Annotated in this window: 18 protein-coding genes and 1 pseudogene; 11 read left to right on the top strand and 8 right to left on the bottom strand. The window is 51.6% G+C overall.

Features of this window, described 5'->3' with window-relative positions:
* Positions 1 to 134: 134 nt before the first annotated feature.
* Positions 135 to 2732: a type I DNA topoisomerase gene (gene topA, locus F3J40_RS10090; protein ID WP_167014224.1), complete on the bottom strand. Its 2598-nt coding sequence runs from the start codon at positions 2730 to 2732 to the stop codon at positions 135 to 137.
* 449 nt (positions 2733 to 3181) lie between these two features.
* Positions 3182 to 4228 carry a protease SohB gene (sohB, locus tag F3J40_RS10085; protein ID WP_167014222.1) on the bottom strand — a complete coding sequence of 349 codons (1047 nt, stop codon included), beginning with the start codon at positions 4226 to 4228 and terminating at the stop codon, positions 3182 to 3184.
* A 176-nt stretch (positions 4229 to 4404) separates the two neighbouring features.
* Here sohB and F3J40_RS10080 point away from each other — a divergent pair, with 176 nt between their 5' ends.
* Both F3J40_RS10080 and cobO read left to right on the top strand, forming a co-directional pair.
* Complete coding sequence (locus tag F3J40_RS10080; protein WP_167014220.1) at positions 4405 to 5166, top strand: YciK family oxidoreductase; 762 nt, start codon at positions 4405 to 4407, stop codon at positions 5164 to 5166.
* Complete coding sequence (cobO, locus tag F3J40_RS10075) at positions 5166 to 5756, top strand: cob(I)yrinic acid a,c-diamide adenosyltransferase (RefSeq protein ID WP_167014218.1); 591 nt, start codon at positions 5166 to 5168, stop codon at positions 5754 to 5756. Before F3J40_RS10080 ends, cobO begins: the two co-directional genes overlap by 1 nt.
* Before the next feature lie 63 nt (positions 5757 to 5819).
* Here cobO and rluB read toward each other — a convergent pair whose 3' ends face one another.
* Entirely contained in the window at positions 5820 to 6695 is an 876-nt protein-coding gene (gene rluB, locus F3J40_RS10070; protein WP_017346264.1) for a 23S rRNA pseudouridine(2605) synthase RluB, read from the bottom strand.
* 380 nt (positions 6696 to 7075) lie between these two features.
* Here rluB and F3J40_RS10065 point away from each other — a divergent pair, with 380 nt between their 5' ends.
* Positions 7076 to 8122 (top strand): hypothetical protein, encoded by a 1047-nt coding sequence (locus F3J40_RS10065; protein WP_167014216.1) that lies wholly within the window; start codon positions 7076 to 7078, stop codon positions 8120 to 8122.
* 482 nt (positions 8123 to 8604) lie between these two features.
* The gene (locus F3J40_RS10060) at positions 8605 to 9252 is read left to right on the top strand and encodes a trypsin-like peptidase domain-containing protein (RefSeq protein WP_167014214.1); all 648 of its coding nucleotides are present in this window, start codon (positions 8605 to 8607) and stop codon (positions 9250 to 9252) included.
* Positions 9253 to 9260: 8 nt separating this feature from the next.
* Here the strand turns inward: F3J40_RS10060 and F3J40_RS10055 are convergent, their stop codons facing one another.
* Entirely contained in the window at positions 9261 to 9881 is a 621-nt protein-coding gene (locus F3J40_RS10055; protein WP_017346267.1) for an L-threonylcarbamoyladenylate synthase, read from the bottom strand.
* A 30-nt stretch (positions 9882 to 9911) separates the two neighbouring features.
* Positions 9912 to 10778, bottom strand: coding sequence for an RNase RNM (rnm, locus tag F3J40_RS10050; RefSeq protein WP_304623114.1), 867 nt, complete (start codon positions 10776 to 10778; stop codon positions 9912 to 9914).
* Positions 10779 to 11064: 286 nt separating this feature from the next.
* On the opposite strand from rnm, the gene F3J40_RS10045 reads away from it, so the two are divergent.
* The 5 genes and pseudogenes from F3J40_RS10045 to trpA all read left to right on the top strand — a co-directional run bounded on the left by F3J40_RS10045 (position 11065) and on the right by trpA (position 17624).
* Positions 11065 to 12627: an anthranilate synthase component 1 gene (locus F3J40_RS10045; protein ID WP_167014210.1), complete on the top strand. Its 1563-nt coding sequence runs from the start codon at positions 11065 to 11067 to the stop codon at positions 12625 to 12627.
* Positions 12627 to 14220 (top strand): annotated as a pseudogene (gene trpD / locus F3J40_RS24855) (bifunctional anthranilate synthase glutamate amidotransferase component TrpG/anthranilate phosphoribosyltransferase TrpD). Before F3J40_RS10045 ends, trpD begins: the two are co-directional and overlap by 1 nt.
* Positions 14221 to 14222: 2 nt before the next feature.
* Positions 14223 to 15584, top strand: a complete 1362-nt coding sequence (gene trpCF, locus F3J40_RS10030; RefSeq protein ID WP_205297297.1) for a bifunctional indole-3-glycerol-phosphate synthase TrpC/phosphoribosylanthranilate isomerase TrpF — start codon at positions 14223 to 14225, stop codon at positions 15582 to 15584.
* A gap of 46 nt (positions 15585 to 15630) precedes the next feature.
* Positions 15631 to 16821, top strand: coding sequence for a tryptophan synthase subunit beta (gene trpB, locus F3J40_RS10025; RefSeq protein WP_017346273.1), 1191 nt, complete (start codon positions 15631 to 15633; stop codon positions 16819 to 16821).
* The gene (trpA, locus tag F3J40_RS10020; RefSeq protein ID WP_167014208.1) at positions 16821 to 17624 is read left to right on the top strand and encodes a tryptophan synthase subunit alpha; all 804 of its coding nucleotides are present in this window, start codon (positions 16821 to 16823) and stop codon (positions 17622 to 17624) included. Before trpB ends, trpA begins: the two co-directional genes overlap by 1 nt.
* A 72-nt stretch (positions 17625 to 17696) precedes the next feature.
* Here the strand turns inward: trpA and F3J40_RS10015 are convergent, their stop codons facing one another.
* Entirely contained in the window at positions 17697 to 18278 is a 582-nt protein-coding gene (locus tag F3J40_RS10015) for a hypothetical protein (RefSeq protein ID WP_167014206.1), read from the bottom strand.
* Positions 18279 to 18557: 279 nt separating this feature from the next.
* Positions 18558 to 18875 carry a hypothetical protein gene (locus tag F3J40_RS10010; RefSeq protein ID WP_017346276.1) on the bottom strand — a complete coding sequence of 106 codons (318 nt, stop codon included), beginning with the start codon at positions 18873 to 18875 and terminating at the stop codon, positions 18558 to 18560.
* 517 nt (positions 18876 to 19392) lie between these two features.
* On the opposite strand from F3J40_RS10010, the gene F3J40_RS10005 reads away from it, so the two are divergent.
* Complete coding sequence (locus F3J40_RS10005) at positions 19393 to 19815, top strand: lysozyme inhibitor LprI family protein (RefSeq protein ID WP_167014204.1); 423 nt, start codon at positions 19393 to 19395, stop codon at positions 19813 to 19815.
* A gap of 37 nt (positions 19816 to 19852) precedes the next feature.
* Here the strand turns inward: F3J40_RS10005 and ompW are convergent, their stop codons facing one another.
* The gene (gene ompW, locus F3J40_RS10000; RefSeq protein WP_017346278.1) at positions 19853 to 20485 is read right to left on the bottom strand and encodes an outer membrane protein OmpW; all 633 of its coding nucleotides are present in this window, start codon (positions 20483 to 20485) and stop codon (positions 19853 to 19855) included.
* A gap of 309 nt (positions 20486 to 20794) precedes the next feature.
* Between ompW and F3J40_RS09995 the strand changes: the two genes are divergently transcribed.
* Positions 20795 to 21133 (top strand): hypothetical protein, encoded by a 339-nt coding sequence (locus F3J40_RS09995; RefSeq protein ID WP_167014202.1) that lies wholly within the window; start codon positions 20795 to 20797, stop codon positions 21131 to 21133.
* Positions 21134 to 21243 lie beyond the last annotated feature (110 nt).

Below are 21243 nucleotides of genomic sequence, written 5' to 3'. Positions count from 1 at the left end.
GTGCCAGTGGCAGAGTGTCAGGAAAATTCGGAAGTGCTATAACCACTATATCATTCCGGAGACAAGAGTAGAACGTTTAGGTATAAGGCGGAGAAAAAAAGACCCGCTCAGAGCGGGCCTTTTATGAGGCAAAGTTACTTTTTAGTTTCCTGCCACTGACCATCAACAAAGAATGCTGACCAGCCCGTTGCCTTGCCCTCTTTTTCAGAAGAGACATACTGCTGTTTGGTTTTACGGCTGAAACGTACCTGGGTTTTGTTACCTTCAGGGTCCGTAGCCGGAGCCTCGGCCAGATACTTCAACTTTTCTGGCAAGCGATCGGCGAAGCGTTGCAGCTCTTCCACTAACGGTGCACGGGTTTCACGTGATTTAGGGAAAGTGTTTGCTGCAAGGAACACCCCTGCTGCGCCATCACGCAACACGAAATAGGCATCTGATTTTTCACAGGCCAGTTCGGGTAACGGCACTGGATCTTCTTTCGGCGGCGCGACATCACCGTTGCGCAGGATCTTACGGGTATTTTTACACTCATCATTGGTACAGGCCATGTACTTACCGAAACGCCCCATTTTCAGGTGCATTTCAGAACCACATTTTTCGCACTCAACAATCGGGCCATCGTAGCCTTTGATACGGAATTCGCCCTGTTCGATTTCGTAACCGTCACACTCTGGGTTGTTACCGCAGACATGCAGCTTACGCTGGTTATCGATCAGGTAGCTATCCATTGCGGTACCACACTTGCCACAACGGCGGCGTGCGCGTAAGGCATTGGTTTCCGCATCATCCCCTTCCAGAACGTTCAGTACTTCATTTTCAGGAATGAGGTTAATGGTTTGCTTGCAGCGCTCTTTTGGCGGCAGCGCATAGCCAGAACAACCGAGGAACACACCGGTACTGGCGGTACGAATGCCCATTTGACGGCTACAGGTCGGGCAGTCAATCGAGGTCAGCACCATCTGATTGGGTTGCATGCCGCCCTCTTCCGGATCTTTCTCTGCCTGGTCCAGCTGTTGGCTGAAATCGGCAAAGAAGGAGTCGAGCACGCCTTTCCACTCGGCCTGGTTATTGGCCACCTGGTCGAGGCTGTTTTCCATCAGCGCGGTGAAGTCGTAGTTCATCAGTTCGCGGAAATTATTTTCCAGGCGATCGGTGACGATTTCCCCCATCTTTTCCGCATAGAAGCGACGGTTCTCTGCCCGTACATAACCGCGATCCTGAATGGTCGAGATGATTGAGGCATAGGTCGAAGGACGGCCAATTCCACGCTTCTCCAGCTCACGTACCAGCGAGGCTTCACTGAAGCGCGCCGGTGGTTTGGTAAAGTGCTGGCTCGGCAGTAACTGCACCAGATCCAACGCTTCGCCAACACCGATCGGCGGCAGCGTGTGATCTTCATCATTTTTGCGCAGCGCAGGCATCACTTTAGTCCAGCCATCGAAACGCAGGGTGCGACCTTTGGCTTTCAGGCGGAAGTCAGCCGCTTTGACCGTCAGTGTGGTCGAGTCGTACTGTGCAGGCACCATCTGACAGGCCACAAACTGACGCCAGATCAGCTGATACAGTCTTTGCGCATCCGCCTCCATGTCTTTAAGTTGCTCAGACTGGACATTGACGTCCGATGGGCGAATCGCTTCGTGCGCCTCTTGCGAATTTTCTTTGCTGGCATAGGAGTTGGCGCTCTCCGGCAGGTATTTGCCGCCGAAGTTATCTTCAATATATCCACGCGCCATCGCCACCGCGTCCTGACTCAGGTTGGTTGAGTCGGTACGCATATAGGTGATGTGACCCGCTTCATACAGGCGCTGCGCCAGCATCATGGTTTTCTTCACGCCAAAGCTGAGGCGCGTGCTCGCGGCTTGTTGCAGGGTAGACGTAATATAGGGGGCACCCGGCTTGCTGCTGGTCGGTTTATCTTCACGTTCCAGCACTTCGTAGCGGGCTTTCTCCAGTACCGCAACCGCCGCAAGCGTCTGCTCACGATTGACCGGACGGAAAGGTTTTTCACCCTGATGGCTGACTTCCACCGGCAACGCATCGCCTTTCGGCGTGGTGAGATCGGCTTTCAGCTCCCAGTACTCTTCCGGGACAAAGGCTTTGATCTCGCGTTCACGTTCCACCAGCAGGCGAACGGCAACTGACTGTACGCGTCCTGCAGAGAGGCCGCGCGCAATTTTCTTCCACAGCAGTGGCGAGACCATATACCCCACCACGCGGTCCATAAAGCGGCGCGCCTGCTGGGCATTAACACGATCGATATTCAGCTCGCCAGGGGTTTCAAATGCCTGACGGATCGCGTTTTTGGTGATTTCGTTAAACACCACACGACTAAAACGTTTGTCATCACCACCGATCACTTCCCGCAGGTGCCATGCGATGGCCTCCCCTTCGCGGTCAAGGTCGGTTGCGAGGTAGATGTGGTCAGCATTTTCAGCCAGCGCTTTTAACTCGGCGACCACTTTTTCCTTGCCGGGCAGAATCTGATAGTCAGCCTGCCAACCGTGCCAGGGATCAACGCCCATACGGCTAACCAGCGCAGACTTCTCGTCCTTTTTGACCTTCTTAGCGGGTTTGGTCGCCGCTGCGTCGGCACTCTTTTTGCTGGCTGAACCGCTGGTCGGCAAATCACGAATATGACCGACGCTGGATTTAACCACGTAGTCATTACCGAGATATTTATTGATAGTTTTGGCTTTTGCCGGGGACTCAACAATTACGAGTGCTTTACCCATATCTACCTTTTACCTAATTAAAACGTCCTGAAACGGGAGAGAATGTACTGCCCGCAAACCTGAATGGCTTCAATATTGTGGACATTGAATCCGCTTTCAAGGTGGCTGGGCCAATCTCAGGCAGGTCTGTATGGCTACTACAACATCTTGATTACTGACGCGTTTTCCGCCTGACGCCACCGCACTTCCTGGTGCGATCCCCCTATAAACTGAGTGGCCCACACTCTACCTGATAAAATCTGTTACGCAACTTAATTAGCACTGCGTTGATTTTTTCGCCAGTTTTTTCACACAGTTAAGATAAATACTGAGCGACGCTTCACGCCGAAGAATAATGAAAAAAATGCAGCTGAGGGACCGTAGCATCCGGCAGAGTATAGAGAAAAAAAGAGAAGATTCCTGGCGAGCAAAGAAAAAGGCAAAGCCGATGCTTTGCCTTGTCTGCTACGTTAGAGCAATGGGCGTTCCCCACGGTGCCAGAGTTTTACCAGTAAACGCTCTGCTGCGTGGCTGGCACTGGCGCTGAAACGGTCCATCATTTTACGACGACGCGCATAATGTACGCGCAGTACGCTGAAATGATGCATTTGTTTGATGATCACATCGTCACTGGTGGCGATAGCATCCACGAGGTCGAGATCCAACGCCTGACGGCCATACCAGTGTTCACCGGTCGCCACTTTTTCCAGATCGAGCTTCGGTCGCATCTGGTGGACAAAGCTTTTGAACAGCTGATGCGTTTCATCGAGGTCTTCACGAAACTTTTCGCGGCCTTCATCGGTGTTTTCGCCAAACAGCGTCAGCGTGCGTTTATATTGCCCCGCAGTGTGGAGTTCCACATCAATATCATTGCGTTTGAGCAGGCGATTAAAGTTGGGGATCTGTGCCACTACACCGATTGAACCCAGAATGGCGAACGGGGCGGCAATAATATGATCGGCCACACAAGCCATCATGTAGCCGCCACTGGCCGCCACTTTATCCACGGTCGCCGTGATGCGCAGTCCACCCTCGCGCAGACGCTGCAATTGGGAAGCCGCCAGACCATAGCCATGCACCACCCCACCAGGGCTTTCCAGACGGATCAGGACTTCATCCCCTGGCGTGGCAACCGCCAGAATCGCCGTGACTTCTTCACGCAGGCCGCTGACTTCATGTGCGTCAACGCTACCTTTAAAATCAATCACGTAGAGAGTCGGTTTCGCTGCTGCCACCGTGCCCTGCTTCGCATCGCGTTTTGCCGCTTTCGCCTTGAGCTTTTCCTCTTTCTTATGCTGCTTCTGCCACAGCTTCTGCGCCTCTGGCTTCATCTTGGCCAAACGCAAATCATCCTGCATTTGCTGATAATCATCGCTGAGGTCAGTGAGCTGGAGATGCCCAGCCTGGTTGCGTTTACGTTGCGCGGCGTTGACCACAATCAAAACAATCGCGGCAACGGCGACCACCAGCGTCACGACTTTTGCTAAAAATAACCCATAGCTGAAAAGGAGATCCATTCGGCTGCCTTCTTATTAAACAGAGTTTTAGATACGTCAGTCAGTTTACCTGCTTTACCGTTTCTCGTCGCCAGGCATGACATCCTCGTTTACAGATTGCATGGCACAGGTTTGCACCGGAGGCTAAAATCAGGCATAAAGCGTGCTTTAGCGAGACTTAACACAGGACGGCAAGCGTGCTCTATCAACCTGAAAACAATTTACTGCAAGACAAGCATATTCTGGTCACTGGCGCTTCCGATGGTATTGGTCGCGAGGCCGCGCTGACGTATGCCCGTTTCGGCGCAAAACTGATTTTACTGGGCCGGGATACAGTGCGTTTACAGTCGGTTGCTGATGAAATACAGCAGGTGAGCGGCCATGCGGCGAACTGGCATACCTTTGACTTTAGCCATGCTACGCCGGAGAGCAGCCAGATACTCGTCGCACAGATCGCGCAACAGGTGCCTCGTCTCGATGGTGTCTTACACAATGCCGGGATTCTGGGTGAAATTGTGCCGATGAGCGAGATTGATCCGCTGGTCTGGCGGCAAGTGATGCAGGTGAATGTGGATGCCACTTTCTGGCTGACCCAGGCGCTATTGCCGCTGCTCTTGAAATCACCTCAGGCCTCGCTGATTTTCACCACCTCCAGCGTGGGGCGCGTGGGGCGCGCAGGTTGGGGATCGTATGCGGTCTCGAAGTTTGCCACTGAAGGCATGATGCAGGTGCTGGCCGACGAGTATCAAGGACAGTCTCTGCGCATTAACTGTATCAATCCGGGTGGAACCCGCACCAAAATGCGCGCCAGTGCCTTCCCGGATGAAAATGCACAGAAGCTGAAAACCCCCGCCGATCTGATGCCGCTCTATCTGTGGCTGATGGGTAAAGACAGCGCAGCAGAGAACGGCAAAAGCTTCGATGCTCAGCCAGGACGCAAAGCCGGACCCGCAGAATAATGAGCGAACAACGTCATCAGCAGCGTCAGCAGCGCCTGAAAGAGCAGGTTGATGCGCGCATCGCCGCCGCGACTGAAGTGCGCGGAATTTTGATGGTGTTTACTGGTAACGGTAAAGGGAAAACCACCGCGGCGTTTGGCACCGCCTTGCGCGCCTGCGGCCACGGCAAGCGCGTCGGCGTGATTCAGTTTATTAAAGGCGAGTGGCCCAACGGTGAACGCAATCTGCTGGAGCCGCACGGCGTCGAGTTTCAGGTGATGGCGACGGGTTTTACCTGGGACACACAAAACCGCCAGACTGACACCGAAGCCTGCCTTGGCGTCTGGCAACATGCCCTGCGCATGCTGGCTGACAAGCGTCTGGATCTGGTGATTTTAGATGAAATCACCTACATGGTGAGCATGGATTATCTGCCGCTGGAAGCACTGGTTAGTGCGCTACAGCATCGCCCTGCCCATCAGAGCGTCATTATTACCGGGCGCGGCTGTCATCGAACGCTGACCGAAATGGCGGATACCGTCACAGAAATGCGCCCGGTCAAGCACGCGTTTGATGCCGGCATTCAGGCACAACAAGGCATCGACTGGTGATCTGACATTTATAGATCAAAAAAAACCCGGCTAAGCCGGGTTTTGCAAACACGTCTTCTTTTATTAGCTGCCGCGCTTAGGTGCGCTGCGGCGAGTATTAGTACCGGTTTGCGTATGACGTTTTACCGCACGGCGGATCTGATTGGCCTTAGTACGACGGCGATCTTTCTCCACAGCCAGCTTAGTCACGGTTTCTTCATCCATGTCGACCAGCGTACGCAGGTAGTTCACCGCAGGCAGATCCATTTCAGTCCAGCCGCCACGCGGCAGACCTTTCGGCAGTGCGATATCACCGTAACGCACACGGATCAGACGGCTAACCTGCACGCCAACCGCTTCCCACAGACGACGAACTTCACGGTTACGCCCTTCAGTCAAGGTGACGTTGTACCACTGGTTGATCCCTTCACCACCGCTAAACTTCAGCGTTTTGAATGCGGCAGGGCCATCTTCCAGCTGAACGCCTTTGCTGAGCTGACGAATTTTATCGTCATCAACCTGACCAAAGACGCGCACGGCATACTCGCGCTCAACTTCACGGCTTGGGTGCATCAGACGGTTTGCCAATTCACCATCAGTGGTGAATAACAGCAGACCGCAGGTGTTGACATCCAGACGTCCTACCGCAATCCAGCGTGAACCGCGCAGACGTGGCAGGCGATCAAACACCGTTGGACGACCTTCTGGATCATTACGGGTGCAGAGCTCGCCTTCTGGTTTGTAATAAGCCAGTACGCGACACACTTCCGTGGTGGATTCTGCGATGGAGACCAAATGACCATCAATACGAATTTTCAGGCCTTTGTCATTTTCGACGCGATCGCCCAGGGTGGCCAATTTGCCATCAACGCTTACGCGGCCTGCGGCGATTTTTGCTTCGATTTCACGACGCGAACCGTGGCCGGCACGCGCTAAAACTTTTTGTAACTTCTCGCTCATGGAGCTGCCTCACTGTCGCCTTCCCAGGCGTCGGATTTGAATAGCTTAATACTTATAAATCAATAGGTTATATTGACCTTCGGGTGCTATTATACAGGATGTACAACACGAAGTAACGCTTAATGTTGTCGCGATACTAACCAAAGAACGAATCGTAAGATCAGTGAGTTGAAAATTAAATTATGCAAAATGGAGTAACAATCACTTTATGCTCAGCTATTCACAAAAATACATCTGGTTAGTCGTTATAAGGATCAAAGTTGACCTTTTCACGCGCCCCTTCTATAGTTCTTAGAAGGGGTATGCGTCCTGCAGCCTGATGTTACTCAATTTATCTAAAAAACAATTAATTAAATTAACACATATCTTAAAGAGGTCCTATGTCAGACTTTCTTTTAGCTTCCCATAATTCACGTCGATCTAAGAGTAGATCAAATACAAGTAATAGCTCACAACAGACTAGTGACTTGCTAAATACTTCTTTTTCCAGTGATAATGTTTTTGAAGAGGGAGTCGTTATTCCTATAGCCAAGGATATAAATCTTACATCCTCAGACCCTGAGTTCAGTAAAGATAAGAATGACAAATATCAACTAAAGAAATCAAAAAAACATGGTAAAACTTACAAGTATATTTTAAATGCAACTGGCTCTGACGTTATATCTGTCACTGACAAAAATATCACAGTTGTCGAAGATGCAACACCTGAAACCATCATTCCTGCTGGAAAGTCTCTTTTGCTGCTGAATAATGTTTTCTCCAAAATCAGTGATGGAAAATATAAATTCAACCTGACCGTTCCCGATAGTTGCATCCAGTCCACTGAGTACATACTAAATACAGCTCTTGGACAGGTAAATAATGATGGTAAGTTCCCCTTCCTCAAAGAGGCTAGAGATGAACCCTTCGAGGAACGCTATTCTCATGACTTAATCATTGAATTTGAAAATAAACCTAAAAGAAACAGTAAACTGAAAGAATTCCCTGCACTAAATATTAGTCAGGATGTTAATTTCAGGAAGAAATTTGTCAATGCCAACAAGAAATATAGTTTTAACACTTTAAGCAAGAATCTAATGGTGGGTAATGGCCTCATGGCGCTCAACACCTTAGACCCAAAATCTGTATTTCATATCAGTGCTGTCGTTGCTGCATATGCTGAAAATGGTATTATAAAAACGTTTCTAGTATCAGATGCTGATGAAAAAGACAGAAGTGAACTCAAAAACTACTCAATTAGCGGTGGTAAGCTTACCAAAAAAGACGTTATCAAATTGCCAAAAATCACCTCGGTACGTATGATTGCTGTTAATGACTATGATTTTAAACAATGGCAAGGATACGACCCTCAGACCCCACATGAACCAGGACAATACTCCAGTGACAATGGCTTTTTGATTGGAAAAGTCAATGTAAGAAAAAAATAAAACCTCATTGTATATACATAACCATCTTTATTATTTTATGTTCATGCAGGCAGCAGTGTATTTTATATTTTCCACCTGCTATTTTATCTCAATGAAAGTTTCGTTCTACCACCTGCATACATTAGAGTAAGTTATGTATTATTGGTCTACTAAAATGAAGGGTGGTCCATGTTAGTAATTTCACTTAAAACAGTTACTTTAACTACAGCTACATAAAAAAAACCACATCACCCTAACAAGTTGAGTTAAATGTCCGTATAAGACTTAAAACCCTCAATCAAATAATCTTCACTTGAATTATCTTAGGCACAGTAGTATTAATAATATAAAAATAGACATTTGTTGTTATATACATTAAATAAAAAAACACGCTAAATCAGAGATTGCAGGCAAACGCTTTGGTTGATGCATAAAAGAAATTTAATTACATGCCATGAATCTTCACCAGGGATTTACCGGCATGTCTGAATGAAGATCACACCATGAGAAAGCTACTGCTCGTGCCTGCGCTTGCTGCGCTGGGCTTGTGCGGCTGTTCGGTGGGCCATACCGAATACAGCCGTACTGCACTGTCACATGTTGATATGAGCTTTACCGGCGTGCCTACCCTACTGGGGCTAGGTACGCTGGGCACCACCATTCCCCTTACGCCTGAATACAGTCTGACTGCGGCCCACGTGGCAAAATTCGCCCTACAGCGGGTTAAGGCCTATCACCCGTATTGTGACGTTGCGATTATTTATCATAAAAACTCACCCGACACGCTGACAAAATTCCGCAGCAGTGAAATGGGAGAGCCAATTAAAATGTACGGCTACAGTTTTGTTAGCGCATTGCCGGTTGAGTCGGAGGGGGTTAATTTAGCCCGAACCACCATCCGAAATCTCTGGAATAAAAAACCCTGCATGGCGGTGGCGTCAAATGCCGGTGTGGTTCAGGGCATGTCCGGCGGCGGCGTTTATAATCGTGATGATACGCTGGCGGGTGTCATCGTTGGTTATACCAGTGGAATTAAAAATAACCGCAGTGGCAAAGTCTTTCTGAAAGATGTGTCACTCTACATTCCCTATGGGGAATTCAAAACCTGGCTGCAAAGTAATATTAATCAGGCACCGGGTAACAGTGCCTGAGGAAATCATCAGCGGAAGGGGTTGGGATCGCCGGCCCCGACCCGCACTACGGCAGGCGCATCGTCAGTCAGGTCAACCACCGTGGTGGGCTGTTGGCCCAGCGTACCGCCATCCAGAATCAGATCGACCAGCTTGCCAATGCTGTGCTGGATATCTTCCGGATCAGATTCCGTGAAGTCATTACCTGGCAGAATCAGCGACGTTGACATCAACGGCTCATTTAAACGTTCCAGCAACGCCAGGGCCACCGGATGTTCAGGCACACGTAAACCGATGGTTTTACGCTTTTCATTCATGAGGCGACGCGGCACTTCTTTCGTGGCTTTCAGAATAAAGGTGTACTGGCCCGGTGTATTATTTTTCAGCAGACGAAAAGCACTGTTATCCACCTGCGAATAGACCGACAGTTCAGAAAGGTCACGGCACATCAGCGTGAAATTGTGATTGCCGTCCAACTGACGAATGCGGCAAATGCGCTCCATGGCATTTTTATCTTCCAGGCGGCATCCCAGCGCGTAACCGGAATCGGTGGGATAGACAATCACGCTACCTTTATTCAGATAATCTACCGCCTGGTTAATCAGGCGCGGCTGTGGGTTATCCGGATGAATATGAAAACGTTGACTCATAACAAACCTCTTATCACCTTGCGGTGTTTATTATCTCGGTGCAAGCGCCGGGAAACGCTCCCAAACTGGCTGTACGCCGCCAGGTAGCCACAGCTTGCGCCCCAGTTCAATCCATGGGCAGGGCTGATGAAAATCAGAGCCCTGCGAACCCGCCAGGTCATGTTCCTGCGCCCACAGGCTGTGCTGTGTACGCTCATGAGGGGCCTGTTGGCACTGTGCCACCTCCATCGCGTCACCGCCGGCGGCTTTAAACCACGCAATCAGGCGTTTCAGCCACTTAGTCGAAAGCCCGTAACGCCCTGGGTGGGCCAGCACGGCGCAGCCACCGGCCTCGTGGATGGCGGTGACGGCTTCCTCAATTGTACACCAGAGTGGGGGCACATAACCGGTTTTGCCACGCGCCAGATACTGTTTGAATACCTGAACCATGGTATCCGCTTTACCCAGTTCAATAAGGTAACGTGCAAAGTGACCACGAGTAATAACCCCCTCGCCTGCCAGCCTGCGCGCACCCGCCAGTGCATCCGGAATACGGGCTTTTTCCAGCCGTTCTGCGATGCGCTCAGCACGCTGTTGACGAAACTCACGCTGTGCAGCCAGCAAGCGCTGTAGCGCGGGATGCTGCGGATCGATCTGTAATCCGACGATGTGGATCTCATGGTTTTCCCACAGCGTCGAAATTTCCACGCCCGGCACTACTTTCAAGGGCAGTTGCTGATCGATCACCGTTTGCTGCGCCTCAGCAATGCCATCGACAGAGTCGTGATCGGTGATCGCCAGCACGCCAACACGGTGGGTGACTGCACGTTGTACCAGTTCTGAAGGGGTAAGTAATCCGTCCGATGCCCGGGTATGGCTATGGAGATCGTACAGAGGAAAACGTGGGATCTCGCTCAAGATGCCGTCCTGCATTGTTGAATTTGCCGGGCATGATAACGATTTTGTTTGATGATGAAAAAGGCTATTGACTTTTCTTATGCGAACCCGTTAACTAGTACGCAAGTTCACAATACATCTCAGGGTGAAAATCATGGCTGTTAATCAGATGCTGTTCAAAGGGTGGTGGCGCAACGTTCCCAGTTTCGGGCGACGTTGTCCTGCACACTTTGTTTAATCGCCGTGCAGAACCCCTGAGCCCGCCTAGCAGCGGGCTTTTTTTTAGGCGTAATTCAGAGAATTGATCATGCCAAATGCGAAACCAACATTGAAGTTAATCACCAGCAGCGCACCGTATCGTGAAGATCCTGCTGCGGTGTTTCACCAGCTGTGTGGCGCTCGTCCAGCGACGTTGTTACTGGAATCCGCTGACATTGACAGCAAACGCAATCTAAAAAGCCTGCTGATTGTCGATAGCGCTCTGCGCATTACCGCGTTGCATAACCGCGTGAACATTCAGGCACTGTCCGAAAATGGCCGCGCACTGTTACCGCTGCTGGATGCGGCCTTGCCGGCTGAAGTCGAAATCAACGCACGCCCTGATGGCCGGGAACTGGTGTTTCATCCGGCACAGCAGGCGCAGGATGAAGACTCGCGCTTACAGTCACTGTCGGTATTTGACGCACTGCGCCTGATTCCAACACTGATTAACACTCCGGCAGATGAGCGCGATGCGATGTTGCTCGGCGGGTTATTTGCCTATGACCTGGTAGCAGGATTTGAAGAACTGCCGACGCTCAGCAGTGAACAGCGTTGCCCGGATTACTGCTTCTATCTGGCGGAAACCTTGTTGGTATTAGATCACCAGCAGCAGAGTGCGCGTTTGCAAGCCAGCTTGTTCGCGCCTTCTACCAGCGAATTCCAGCGTCTGCAAAGCCGCCTGGAGCAGTTGCACGGACAGATGTTACAACCCGCACTGCCATTGCCGGTTCAGCAAGTGCCAGAGATGACGCTGACCACCAGCCAGAGTGATGAAGACTACTGCAACGTGGTGCGTGAGATGCAGCAGGCAATCCGCGTGGGTGAGATTTTCCAGGTGGTGCCTTCCCGCCGCTTCTCCCTGCCTTGCCCTTCTCCGCTGGCCGCCTATGACACGCTGAAGAACAGCAACCCTAGCCCGTATATGTTCTTTATGCAGGATCAGGATTTCAGCCTGTTTGGTGCCTCACCAGAGAGTTCGCTTAAATACGATGCGCCTTCTCGCCAAATTGAAATCTATCCGATTGCCGGTACACGTCCGCGTGGCCGCCATGCGGACGGTTCACTGGATCGCGATCTCGACAGCCGGATTGAGCTGGAGATGCGCACCGACCATAAAGAGCTGGCCGAGCACCTGATGCTGGTGGATCTGGCCCGTAACGATTTGGCGCGTATCTGCGTACCGGGCAGTCGCTACGTGGCAGACCTGACCAAAGTCGACCGTTACTCCTTTGTGATGCACCTCGTTTCCCGCGTGGTGGGTAAGCTGCGTGAAGACCTTGATGTCCTGCACGCCTACCGTGCTTGCATGAATATGGGCACGCTGAGCGGCGCACCAAAAGTCCGCGCAATGCAGCTGATTGCCGCGGCTGAAGGTACGCGTCGTGGCAGCTATGGCGGGGCCGTCGGTTACTTCACCGCCCATGGCGATCTCGACACCTGCATCGTCATTCGCTCGGCCTATGTTGAGGACGGTGTTGCGACCGTGCAAGCGGGTGCCGGTGTGGTACTCGACTCCAACCCGCAGGCGGAAGCGGACGAAAGCCGTAACAAAGCGCGTGCGGTACTGCGCGCCATTGCCAGCGCCCATCACTGTAAGGAGATTTTCTGATGGCCGATATCTTACTTCTCGACAACATCGACTCCTTTACCTACAACCTGGTGGATCAGCTGCGCGCCTTTGGCCACAACGTGGTGATTTACCGTAACACCGTGCCAGCGGCGCTCTTAATCGAACGCCTACAGCAGATGGAAAATCCCATTCTGATGCTGTCACCTGGCCCTGGCGCACCTAAAGATGCAGGCTGCATGCCTGAGCTGCTCCAGACCCTGCGTGGTCGGCTGCCGATTATCGGTATCTGCCTGGGCCACCAGGCGATTGTAGAAGCCTACGGCGGACATGTGGGTCAGGCAGGTGAGATCCTGCACGGTAAAGCCTCTGCCATCAGCCATGATGAGAGCGAAATGTTCCGTGGATTGAGCAACCCACTGCCCGTTGCCCGCTATCACTCACTGGTTGGCAGCAACACCCCGGCGGACCTGACCATTAACGCCAGCTACAACGGGATGGTGATGGCAGTGCGTCATGATGCCGATCGCGTGTGCGGTTTCCAGTTCCATCCCGAATCTATTCTCACCACTCAGGGTGCGCGTCTGCTGGAGCAGACGTTGGCCTGGGCGCTGGCGAAGTAACAGGAAGATGACTATGCAAGCAATTCTGGAGAAACTGTATCAGGCCGAGACGTTGAGCCAGGCGGAGAGCCATAGCCTGTTCAGCGCAATTATTACCGGGCAACTGGAGCCCACACAGCTGGCAGCGGCGCTTATCGCGATGAAAGTGCGCGGTGAAACCCCGGCGGAGATCGCCGGTGCAGCCACCGCGCTGCTGGAAGACGCGCGCCCCTTCCCGCGTCCGGATTATGCCTTCGCGGATATCGTCGGAACGGGCGGTGACGGTAGCAACAGCATTAATATTTCCACCGCCAGCGCATTTGTTGCCGCAACGTGTGGTGTCAAAGTGGCTAAACACGGTAACCGCAGCGTCTCGAGCAAATCCGGCTCTTCAGACCTGTTGGCCGCCTTTGGCATCAGCCTGGATATGCCAGCACCGCAAGCGCGGAAAGCCCTGGACGATCTCAACGTGTGCTTCCTGTTTGCCCCGCAGTATCACACCGGTTTCCGCCACGCGATGCCTGTGCGCCAACAGTTGAAAACCCGCACGCTGTTTAATGTACTGGGGCCGTTAATCAACCCCGCGCGCCCTCCTCTGGCGGTGATTGGCGTCTACAGCGCCGAGCTGGTTGGGCCGATTGCTGAAACCCTGAAAGCGTTGGGTTATCAGCGTGCCGCAGTGGTACACGGCGGTGGAATGGATGAAGTGGCCATTCACAGCGTGACCCATGTTGCTGAACTGCGTGATGGCGAAATTACCCGTTATCAACTGACGCCAGAAGACTTTGGTTTTGGCTTCCGTCCGCAGGAATCTCTGGCGGGCGGAACCCCGGAAGAAAACCGTGACATTCTCACGCGATTACTCCAGGGTAAGGGCGAGCGAGCCCATGAAGAAGCGGTTGCGATGAATGTGGCCCTGCTGTTGAAAGTGTTTGGGAATGAAGATTTGCGTGACAATGCGCAGCGTGCGCTGACTGCGATCCACAGCGGTCAGGCCTATGAACGTGTTGTTGCTCTGGCAGCAAGAGGATAATCATGCAAGGTACGATTTTAGCGAAAATTGTGGCAGACAAAGCCGAATGGGTAGCAGCACGTAAGCAGCAACAGCCTTTAGCCACCTTCCAGCATCTGGTTGAGCCGACAGCGCGTAGTTTCTACGATGCCCTGCACGGTAAGCACAGCGCGTTCATTCTGGAGTGCAAAAAGGCTTCTCCGTCTAAAGGACTGATTCGGGAAGATTTCGATCCCGCGACGATTGCCGCTATTTATCGTCCGTTCGCTGCTGCGGTTTCCGTCCTCACCGACGAAAAATATTTCCAGGGCAGCTTCGATTTCCTGCCTATCGTCAGTCAGGTCCTGACCCAGCCCGTGCTGTGTAAAGACTTCATGATTGATGAATACCAGATTTATCTGGCACGCCACTATCAGGCAGATGCCATTCTGCTGATGCTCTCGGTGCTCGACGACGAACAATACCGTCATCTGGCTGCCGTCGCCCATAGCCTGAAAATGGGCATTCTGACCGAAGTCAGTAATGAAGAAGAGCTGGAACGCGCCATTGCGCTGGAAGCCAAAGTGGTGGGTATCAACAATCGCGATCTGCGTGATATGTCGATTGACCTGAACCGGACTCGCCAGCTAGCACCGCGTCTGGGTGCCGGTGTCACCGTGATTAGCGAGTCAGGCATTCACAACTATCGCCAGATTCGTGAGCTGAGCCATTTTGCTAACGGCTTCCTGATCGGTTCCGCATTGATGGAAGAGCAGGATCTCCCCGCCGCGGTACGCAGGGTGATTCTGGGTGATAACAAAGTCTGTGGCCTGACGCGAGCTGAAGATGCGCGTGCAGCCTATGAAGCGGGCGCCCTCTTCGGCGGCCTGATTTTTGCCCAGGGTTCGCCGCGTCAAATTGATGCTGAACAGGCGGCGTCAGTGCAGTCAGGTGCCCCGCTGAGCTATGTTGGCGTGTTCCGTAATGCCCCAATCAGTGAGGTGCATGACCTCGCTACGAGCCTAAAGCTGAAAGCGGTTCAGCTGCATGGTGATGAAGACCTGGCCTATGTGGCGGCGCTGCGCCAGCAACTTCCGGCTGAAATCCAGATCTGGAAAGCATTGAAAGTTGAGGCAGATCTTCCTGCGCGCGATTGGGCACATATCGATCGCTACGTGTTGGATAACGGCAACGGCGGCACGGGCCAGCAATTCAACTGGCAACTGCTAGAGGGGCAAGATTTAAGCAACGTGCTGTTGGCTGGCGGACTGAATGCCGATAACTGCGTCGAAGCCGCACAACTGGGCTGTGCCGGTCTGGATTTCAACTCCGGCGTTGAGCAGGCCCCCGGCATCAAAGATGCCGCCAAAATCGCGGCTGTTTTCCAGAAGCTGCGCGCGTACTGAATTTACCAGGCCTGCATAATGCAGGCTGGAGAAAAGGAAAAAGAAGATGACGTTACTGAACCCCTACTTTGGTGAATTTGGCGGTATGTACGTACCCCAGTTGCTGATGCCTGCTTTAGAACAGCTTGAAGCGGCTTTCGTTGAGGCACAAAAAGATCCCGAATTTCAGGCAGAGTTTACTGACCTGCTGAAAAATTACGCAGGCCGTCCCACCGCACTGACACTGTGTAGCAATCTGACCAAAGGCACCAAAACTCGCCTGTACCTGAAGCGCGAAGATCTGCTGCACGGCGGTGCGCACAAGACTAACCAGGTACTGGGCCAGGCACTGCTGGCTAAGCGTATGGGTAAGAAAGAGATCATCGCTGAGACGGGTGCGGGACAGCACGGTGTTGCGTCGGCGCTGGCCTGTGCTTTGCTGGGTATGAAATGCCGTATTTACATGGGCGCGAAAGACGTTGAACGTCAGTCACCTAACGTATTCAGAATGCGTTTGATGGGCGCAGAAGTGATCCCGGTACACAGCGGCTCAGCCACCCTCAAAGATGCCTGTAACGAAGCGCTGCGTGACTGGTCTGGCAGCTATGAAACGTCACACTACATGCTGGGTACTGCGGCTGGCCCACACCCCTTCCCGACCATTGTGCGTGAATTCCAGCGCATGATTGGCGAAGAGACCAAAGCGCAAATCCTCGAAAAAGAGGGGCGTCTGCCGGATGCCGTGGTGGCCTGCGTGGGCGGTGGCTCGAATGCGATTGGTATGTTCGCCGATTTCATTGAAGAGAGCAGCGTGAAGCTGATTGGCGTGGAGCCTGCGGGTCACGGTATCGAAACTGGAGAACATGGCGCGCCCCTCAAGCACGGTCGTCTGGGGATCTATTTCGGCATGAAAGCGCCGATGATGCAAACAGCAGAGGGACAGATCGAAGAGTCTTACTCTATCTCCGCGGGTCTGGATTTCCCTTCAGTAGGACCGCAGCACGCGCACCTGAACAGCATTGGTCGCGCTGACTATGTTTCCATCACCGATGATGAAGCCCTGGACGCATTCAAGGCGCTGTCACGCGGTGAAGGGATCATTCCAGCCCTGGAATCTTCCCACGCGCTGGCACATGCCCTGAAGATGATCCGCGAGAACCCAGAAAAAGAGCAACTGTTAGTGGTGAACCTGTCAGGTCGCGGTGATAAAGACATCTTTACCGTACACGATATCCTGAAAGCGAAGGGAGAAATTTAATGGAACGTTATGACCAGTTATTTAAGCGTCTTAAAGCCAACAACGAGGGCGCTTTCGTTCCATTTGTGACGCTGGGTGATCCTTCCCCGGCCCTGTCGCTGCGCATCATTGATGCGCTGGTCGAAGGCGGTGCGGATGCGCTAGAGTTAGGCATTCCCTTTTCCGATCCACTGGCAGATGGCCCGACTATCCAGAACGCCACCCTGCGCGCTTTTGCCGCCGGGACAACAGTAGCCCAGTGTTTTGACCTGCTTACCCAGGTACGCCAGAAGTACCCGGAATTACCCATTGGCCTGCTGATGTATGCCAACCTGGTGTTCAGCAACGGCATTGATAATTTTTATGCCCGTTGTGCCGAAGCTGGCGTAGATTCTGTACTGGTGGCCGATGTACCGGTGGAAGAGTCAGCGCCTTTCCGCCAGGCGGCGTTGCGCTACAACATCGCTCCGATCTTTATCTGCCCACCAAACGCCAGTGACGACCTGCTGCGTCAGATTGCCTCACACGGTCGCGGGTATACTTACCTGCTGTCACGCGCGGGTGTCACGGGTGCAGAGAACCGCGCCAGCACGCCGCTGACGCACCTGGTCAACAAACTCCGTGAGTTTAACGCGGCGCCACCTATTCAGGGCTTTGGTATCTCTGAGCCAGAGCAGGTCAAGGATGCCATTGCCTCTGGGGCAGCCGGGGCCATTTCAGGATCGGCGGTGGTGAAGATCATTGAACGTCATCACAATGAGCCAGAAGTGATGCTGGAAGCGCTGAAAACTTTCGTCACCAATCTGAAAGCCGCTAGCCGCTAACGCTTTGCCGCAGAAACAACAATGCCAGCCGGGAAAAACCGGCTGGCATTTTTTTACAGGTTGTTCAGCGTATCAGTGCAGTTCAGCCCAGGCCTCTTTCCCTGCCCCCATATCGAACTGCTGCAAACGAATTTGCTGATAACGCCCCGTACACACGCCAGGCACAATCAGATGGCTGGCAAACTTCTCCAGCTCTTTCATCAGACTGTTAAATATCGGCTGTCCACTGTTATCGGCAGTGAACTGCGGGTCCATGATAATGCCTTCAAAACAGCGCTCACTCATCGCCCGGTTACCGGTTTGCGAAGCAGAACCCAGGTTGCCCAACCATACCCGATTATAACGACAGAGTTGATCGAGAACCTGATTATCACGTCCGTTAATAATGTGCGGGAAATCCTCGTCAATCACCAGACGTAAAAACGGTAACGCTTTTATCTGCTGACTGAGCCGCGTGATCTGATTAATACGACAGGCGATACCAAAGCTAATACGTACGGCTAACAAACGCTTATAACGACTAAAGTACCAGGCTTTATTTTCAATTTTGCGTAAAAACTCGCTGAATTTTACTGCGCAGGTAAACTGATCCGGATAGTAAATCCCTGTGATCCTTCCATCTTCACAATGAAGAACTGTACAAAGTTTATCCATTATTGACTCTCTTACATGGATAGCGTGGCGACCGGTTGATTCTACACTTCTTACCTGGTGCTGGCAGCATCTGTTCGATATATAAGCGCCTGATAAGTAGCTATTTTTTAATTTTAGGATTAAATACCCTTTAAAACTCCAGAGTATCGGCAGCCGAAAACACAAACTTTAGCAGAATTTTACCCGCGACACTGCGGGTTTAATATCAATTATGCAAAAGCCGACTGGAATACATCATTAGCGCTCACGCATATTAACAATGCGTCATAGCCGGGGTATTTACCGTATAACTTTCAAACCATTTACTGTCATTTGCAGTTCACGACTGCCCACATCAAAGGAGACATCATTGCGATCGCCCACCGCATACCGCGATTTGAGCACCGCATCGAACTGGGTTTTAAACGCCATCAATGCTTGCGCCAGCGTATCAACAATCTCCTGCGGCTGGTCGCTCTGGGTATCCACATAGTGCTTCTCAATACCCCGCGCGTAAAACCACTCTTCCAGCAAAAACAGCTGCTCCTGCTCATTCTGATGCGGGATATAATACGCCGCTTTGAACAGCGCCAGCATGTCAGCCAGAGTGAATACCATTGCCCTGCTCCGTTGCTTCATCCTGTCACTAAGTATAGACCGCTGTGAGGAAATAAGAATCAATGCTAATGAGACAGCGGTTTACACGGTGTAAAGTAATGGTGACTTTTTGATTTTGCCGCATCACGCAATGGCATGATGGAGATGTTATCACCCGCTCCAGCATCATGACGGAACGAACAGAGCCCACTCCAGGCCGTTTATCGCACGATTGCACGATTAACCGCTGGCACAGGTCAGGAGGTATGCATTTAATTTTATTGCCAGAATAAGCACAAGAACGGTGCGGCCCTAATTATCTCACTGCCACAATGAAACTTTTCTTTTCATTCGCCTGTATGCGAAATCTTCCTTCTATTAAAATCTCTTAATATCATAGTAAATAATTAGCCTGCTTAATATTTTGTATTGGCCATATGCAGGATGTCGTAATTGCCCGTGCTGAACTCACCTTTACCCCTGGGGTTTCTCCCGGCATAATTCCGCATGAAAATTCATCATCAGCCAGGGATTCACAATGAAAAAAGGACTGTTACTCGCGTGCAGTATATGGGGCGGTTTGATGGTACCGACTGTGCAGGCACAACAGCCGGGCCGTAATATTGATCAACAACTGCTCAGCTGTAAAAACAAGGCCGTCAGTACGCTGGATTCACAGGATTGCTATAGCATGGCCGCCACGGCCTGGGATCACGAATTGAATGCCCAGTACCAGGCGCTGATGCAGGGTCAAAGCGATGCGTTTAAAACCCAGCTACGCACCTCACAGCGTGCCTGGATCAAATACAAAGACAGCTATTACGAAGCCATGAACGCGTTTTATCAGCAGCAACAGGGGACAATCTGGACGCTGGTGGCAGCGGAACAAAAGCTAAATGTGATCAGAGATAAAGCGCTCGACCTGTGGCGTTTACGCCAAAGTACCGATTTAGCAGGATAACGCGTAATGGCCCTGTTGACAGGGCCACCGCGTGAGATTAGAAACGATAGCCAACGCCGAAGAAGAATACCCATGGATCAATGCGGGTATTAATGCTTTGCCGTTCTCCGGCTGCTTTAAAGCGCACTTTGGTGTCAATATCCATGTACCAGAGCGATGCATTTAACATCCAGTGGTCGTTCAATTGATAGTCCAGCCCCACCTGACCCGCCGCACCCCATGAATTTTTAACGCTGAGATCGCTCAGGCCCGCGTCCTGTCCGGTTTGATTAAAATGTGCATCAAAGAAGTTGGTGTAGTTAATCCCTGCACCAATATAAGGCTGGAACGGGTTTTTCGGATCGAGGAAATAGTACTGTGCCATCAGCGTCGGCGGTAATTGTCGTACGGTAGCGAGCGTGCCCGTGGCGTGCAAGCCCACTTTGTGACGAAACGGCGTTGCAGCCAGCAGTTCAACACCAATATGATCGGTTGCCATATAGGTAAATGTCAGGCCAAGTTGGGTATTGTTATCGACTTTAAAGCCCCCCATGCCCAGCACATTATCCGAACCTTCATTCGGACGTACGGTGGCACTTCCCGCTCTGATAAAGAAATCTCCAGCCTGATGAGCCAGTGCAACTTGTGGTAACAGGGCGGCTAATAGCCATGCGCATTTTGTCAGTTTCATCGACACTCCTTGCTAAATGAAATAAGCAGAAAAAAATTCAGCCCCGTTTCTAGACCTTTTAGGCACAAATTGCACCCTCTACCTTTATTCATCATCCGCTATAAGGCATTAGATTGATCTCGATCAATTAAGCCTAATGTTTTAACCCGCAGAGAGGCATTTCAGAAAAATTGCAACGCCGATAAACTCAAGCACGATAAGGCCGCAGGCTTTACCCCTTTAGAAAAGCCATTACAGAACTTAATCAACTCACTGAAAACTCATTAGTCAGCATCATCAATATGATCGTTTCACGCTGGAGAAGAGGCTATGCATTATCAGTCGCTGCTAAATGTTATTCGAGCATCACTCTATAAACCGGAGGAGTTTAAGTTCGTTACTGGAAATCACAGCGACATCAGCGTTTTCATTAAAAATGGCCACATTATGGGTTTCACCCGCATCCTGGAAAATAGCGACAATGCCTGCCTGACTTTTTATCGCTATGGGCTTTACGATTATGACCAGCACTTACTGTATCGCTGCGAATGTCTGTTTTCGGCCAGAAAAGAGTACTCGTTTGCTGACTGGATGCTGATGTGCCCCGTCAATCGTTTTTCACTTTGCGATGCGACACTCGAGCAATTTCTCAGCCCGCCGCCGCCATAAAAACAGACGCACTGAGCACTATTTACCCATCTCCCCCAGTGTGAGGTTTTTTTTTCACGCATCTTTACCTGTTATGACATAAAGTTATGCCATTGCCGCTGCCAGCTACA

Origin of the sequence: Candidatus Pantoea multigeneris (assembly GCF_011752615.1) — a bacterium.
In the GTDB taxonomy this organism is placed as follows: Bacteria; Pseudomonadota; Gammaproteobacteria; order Enterobacterales; family Enterobacteriaceae; genus Pantoea; species Pantoea multigeneris.
Note: the sequence above shows the minus strand (reverse complement) of the source record. Positions and strands in the feature narration are given on the sequence as shown.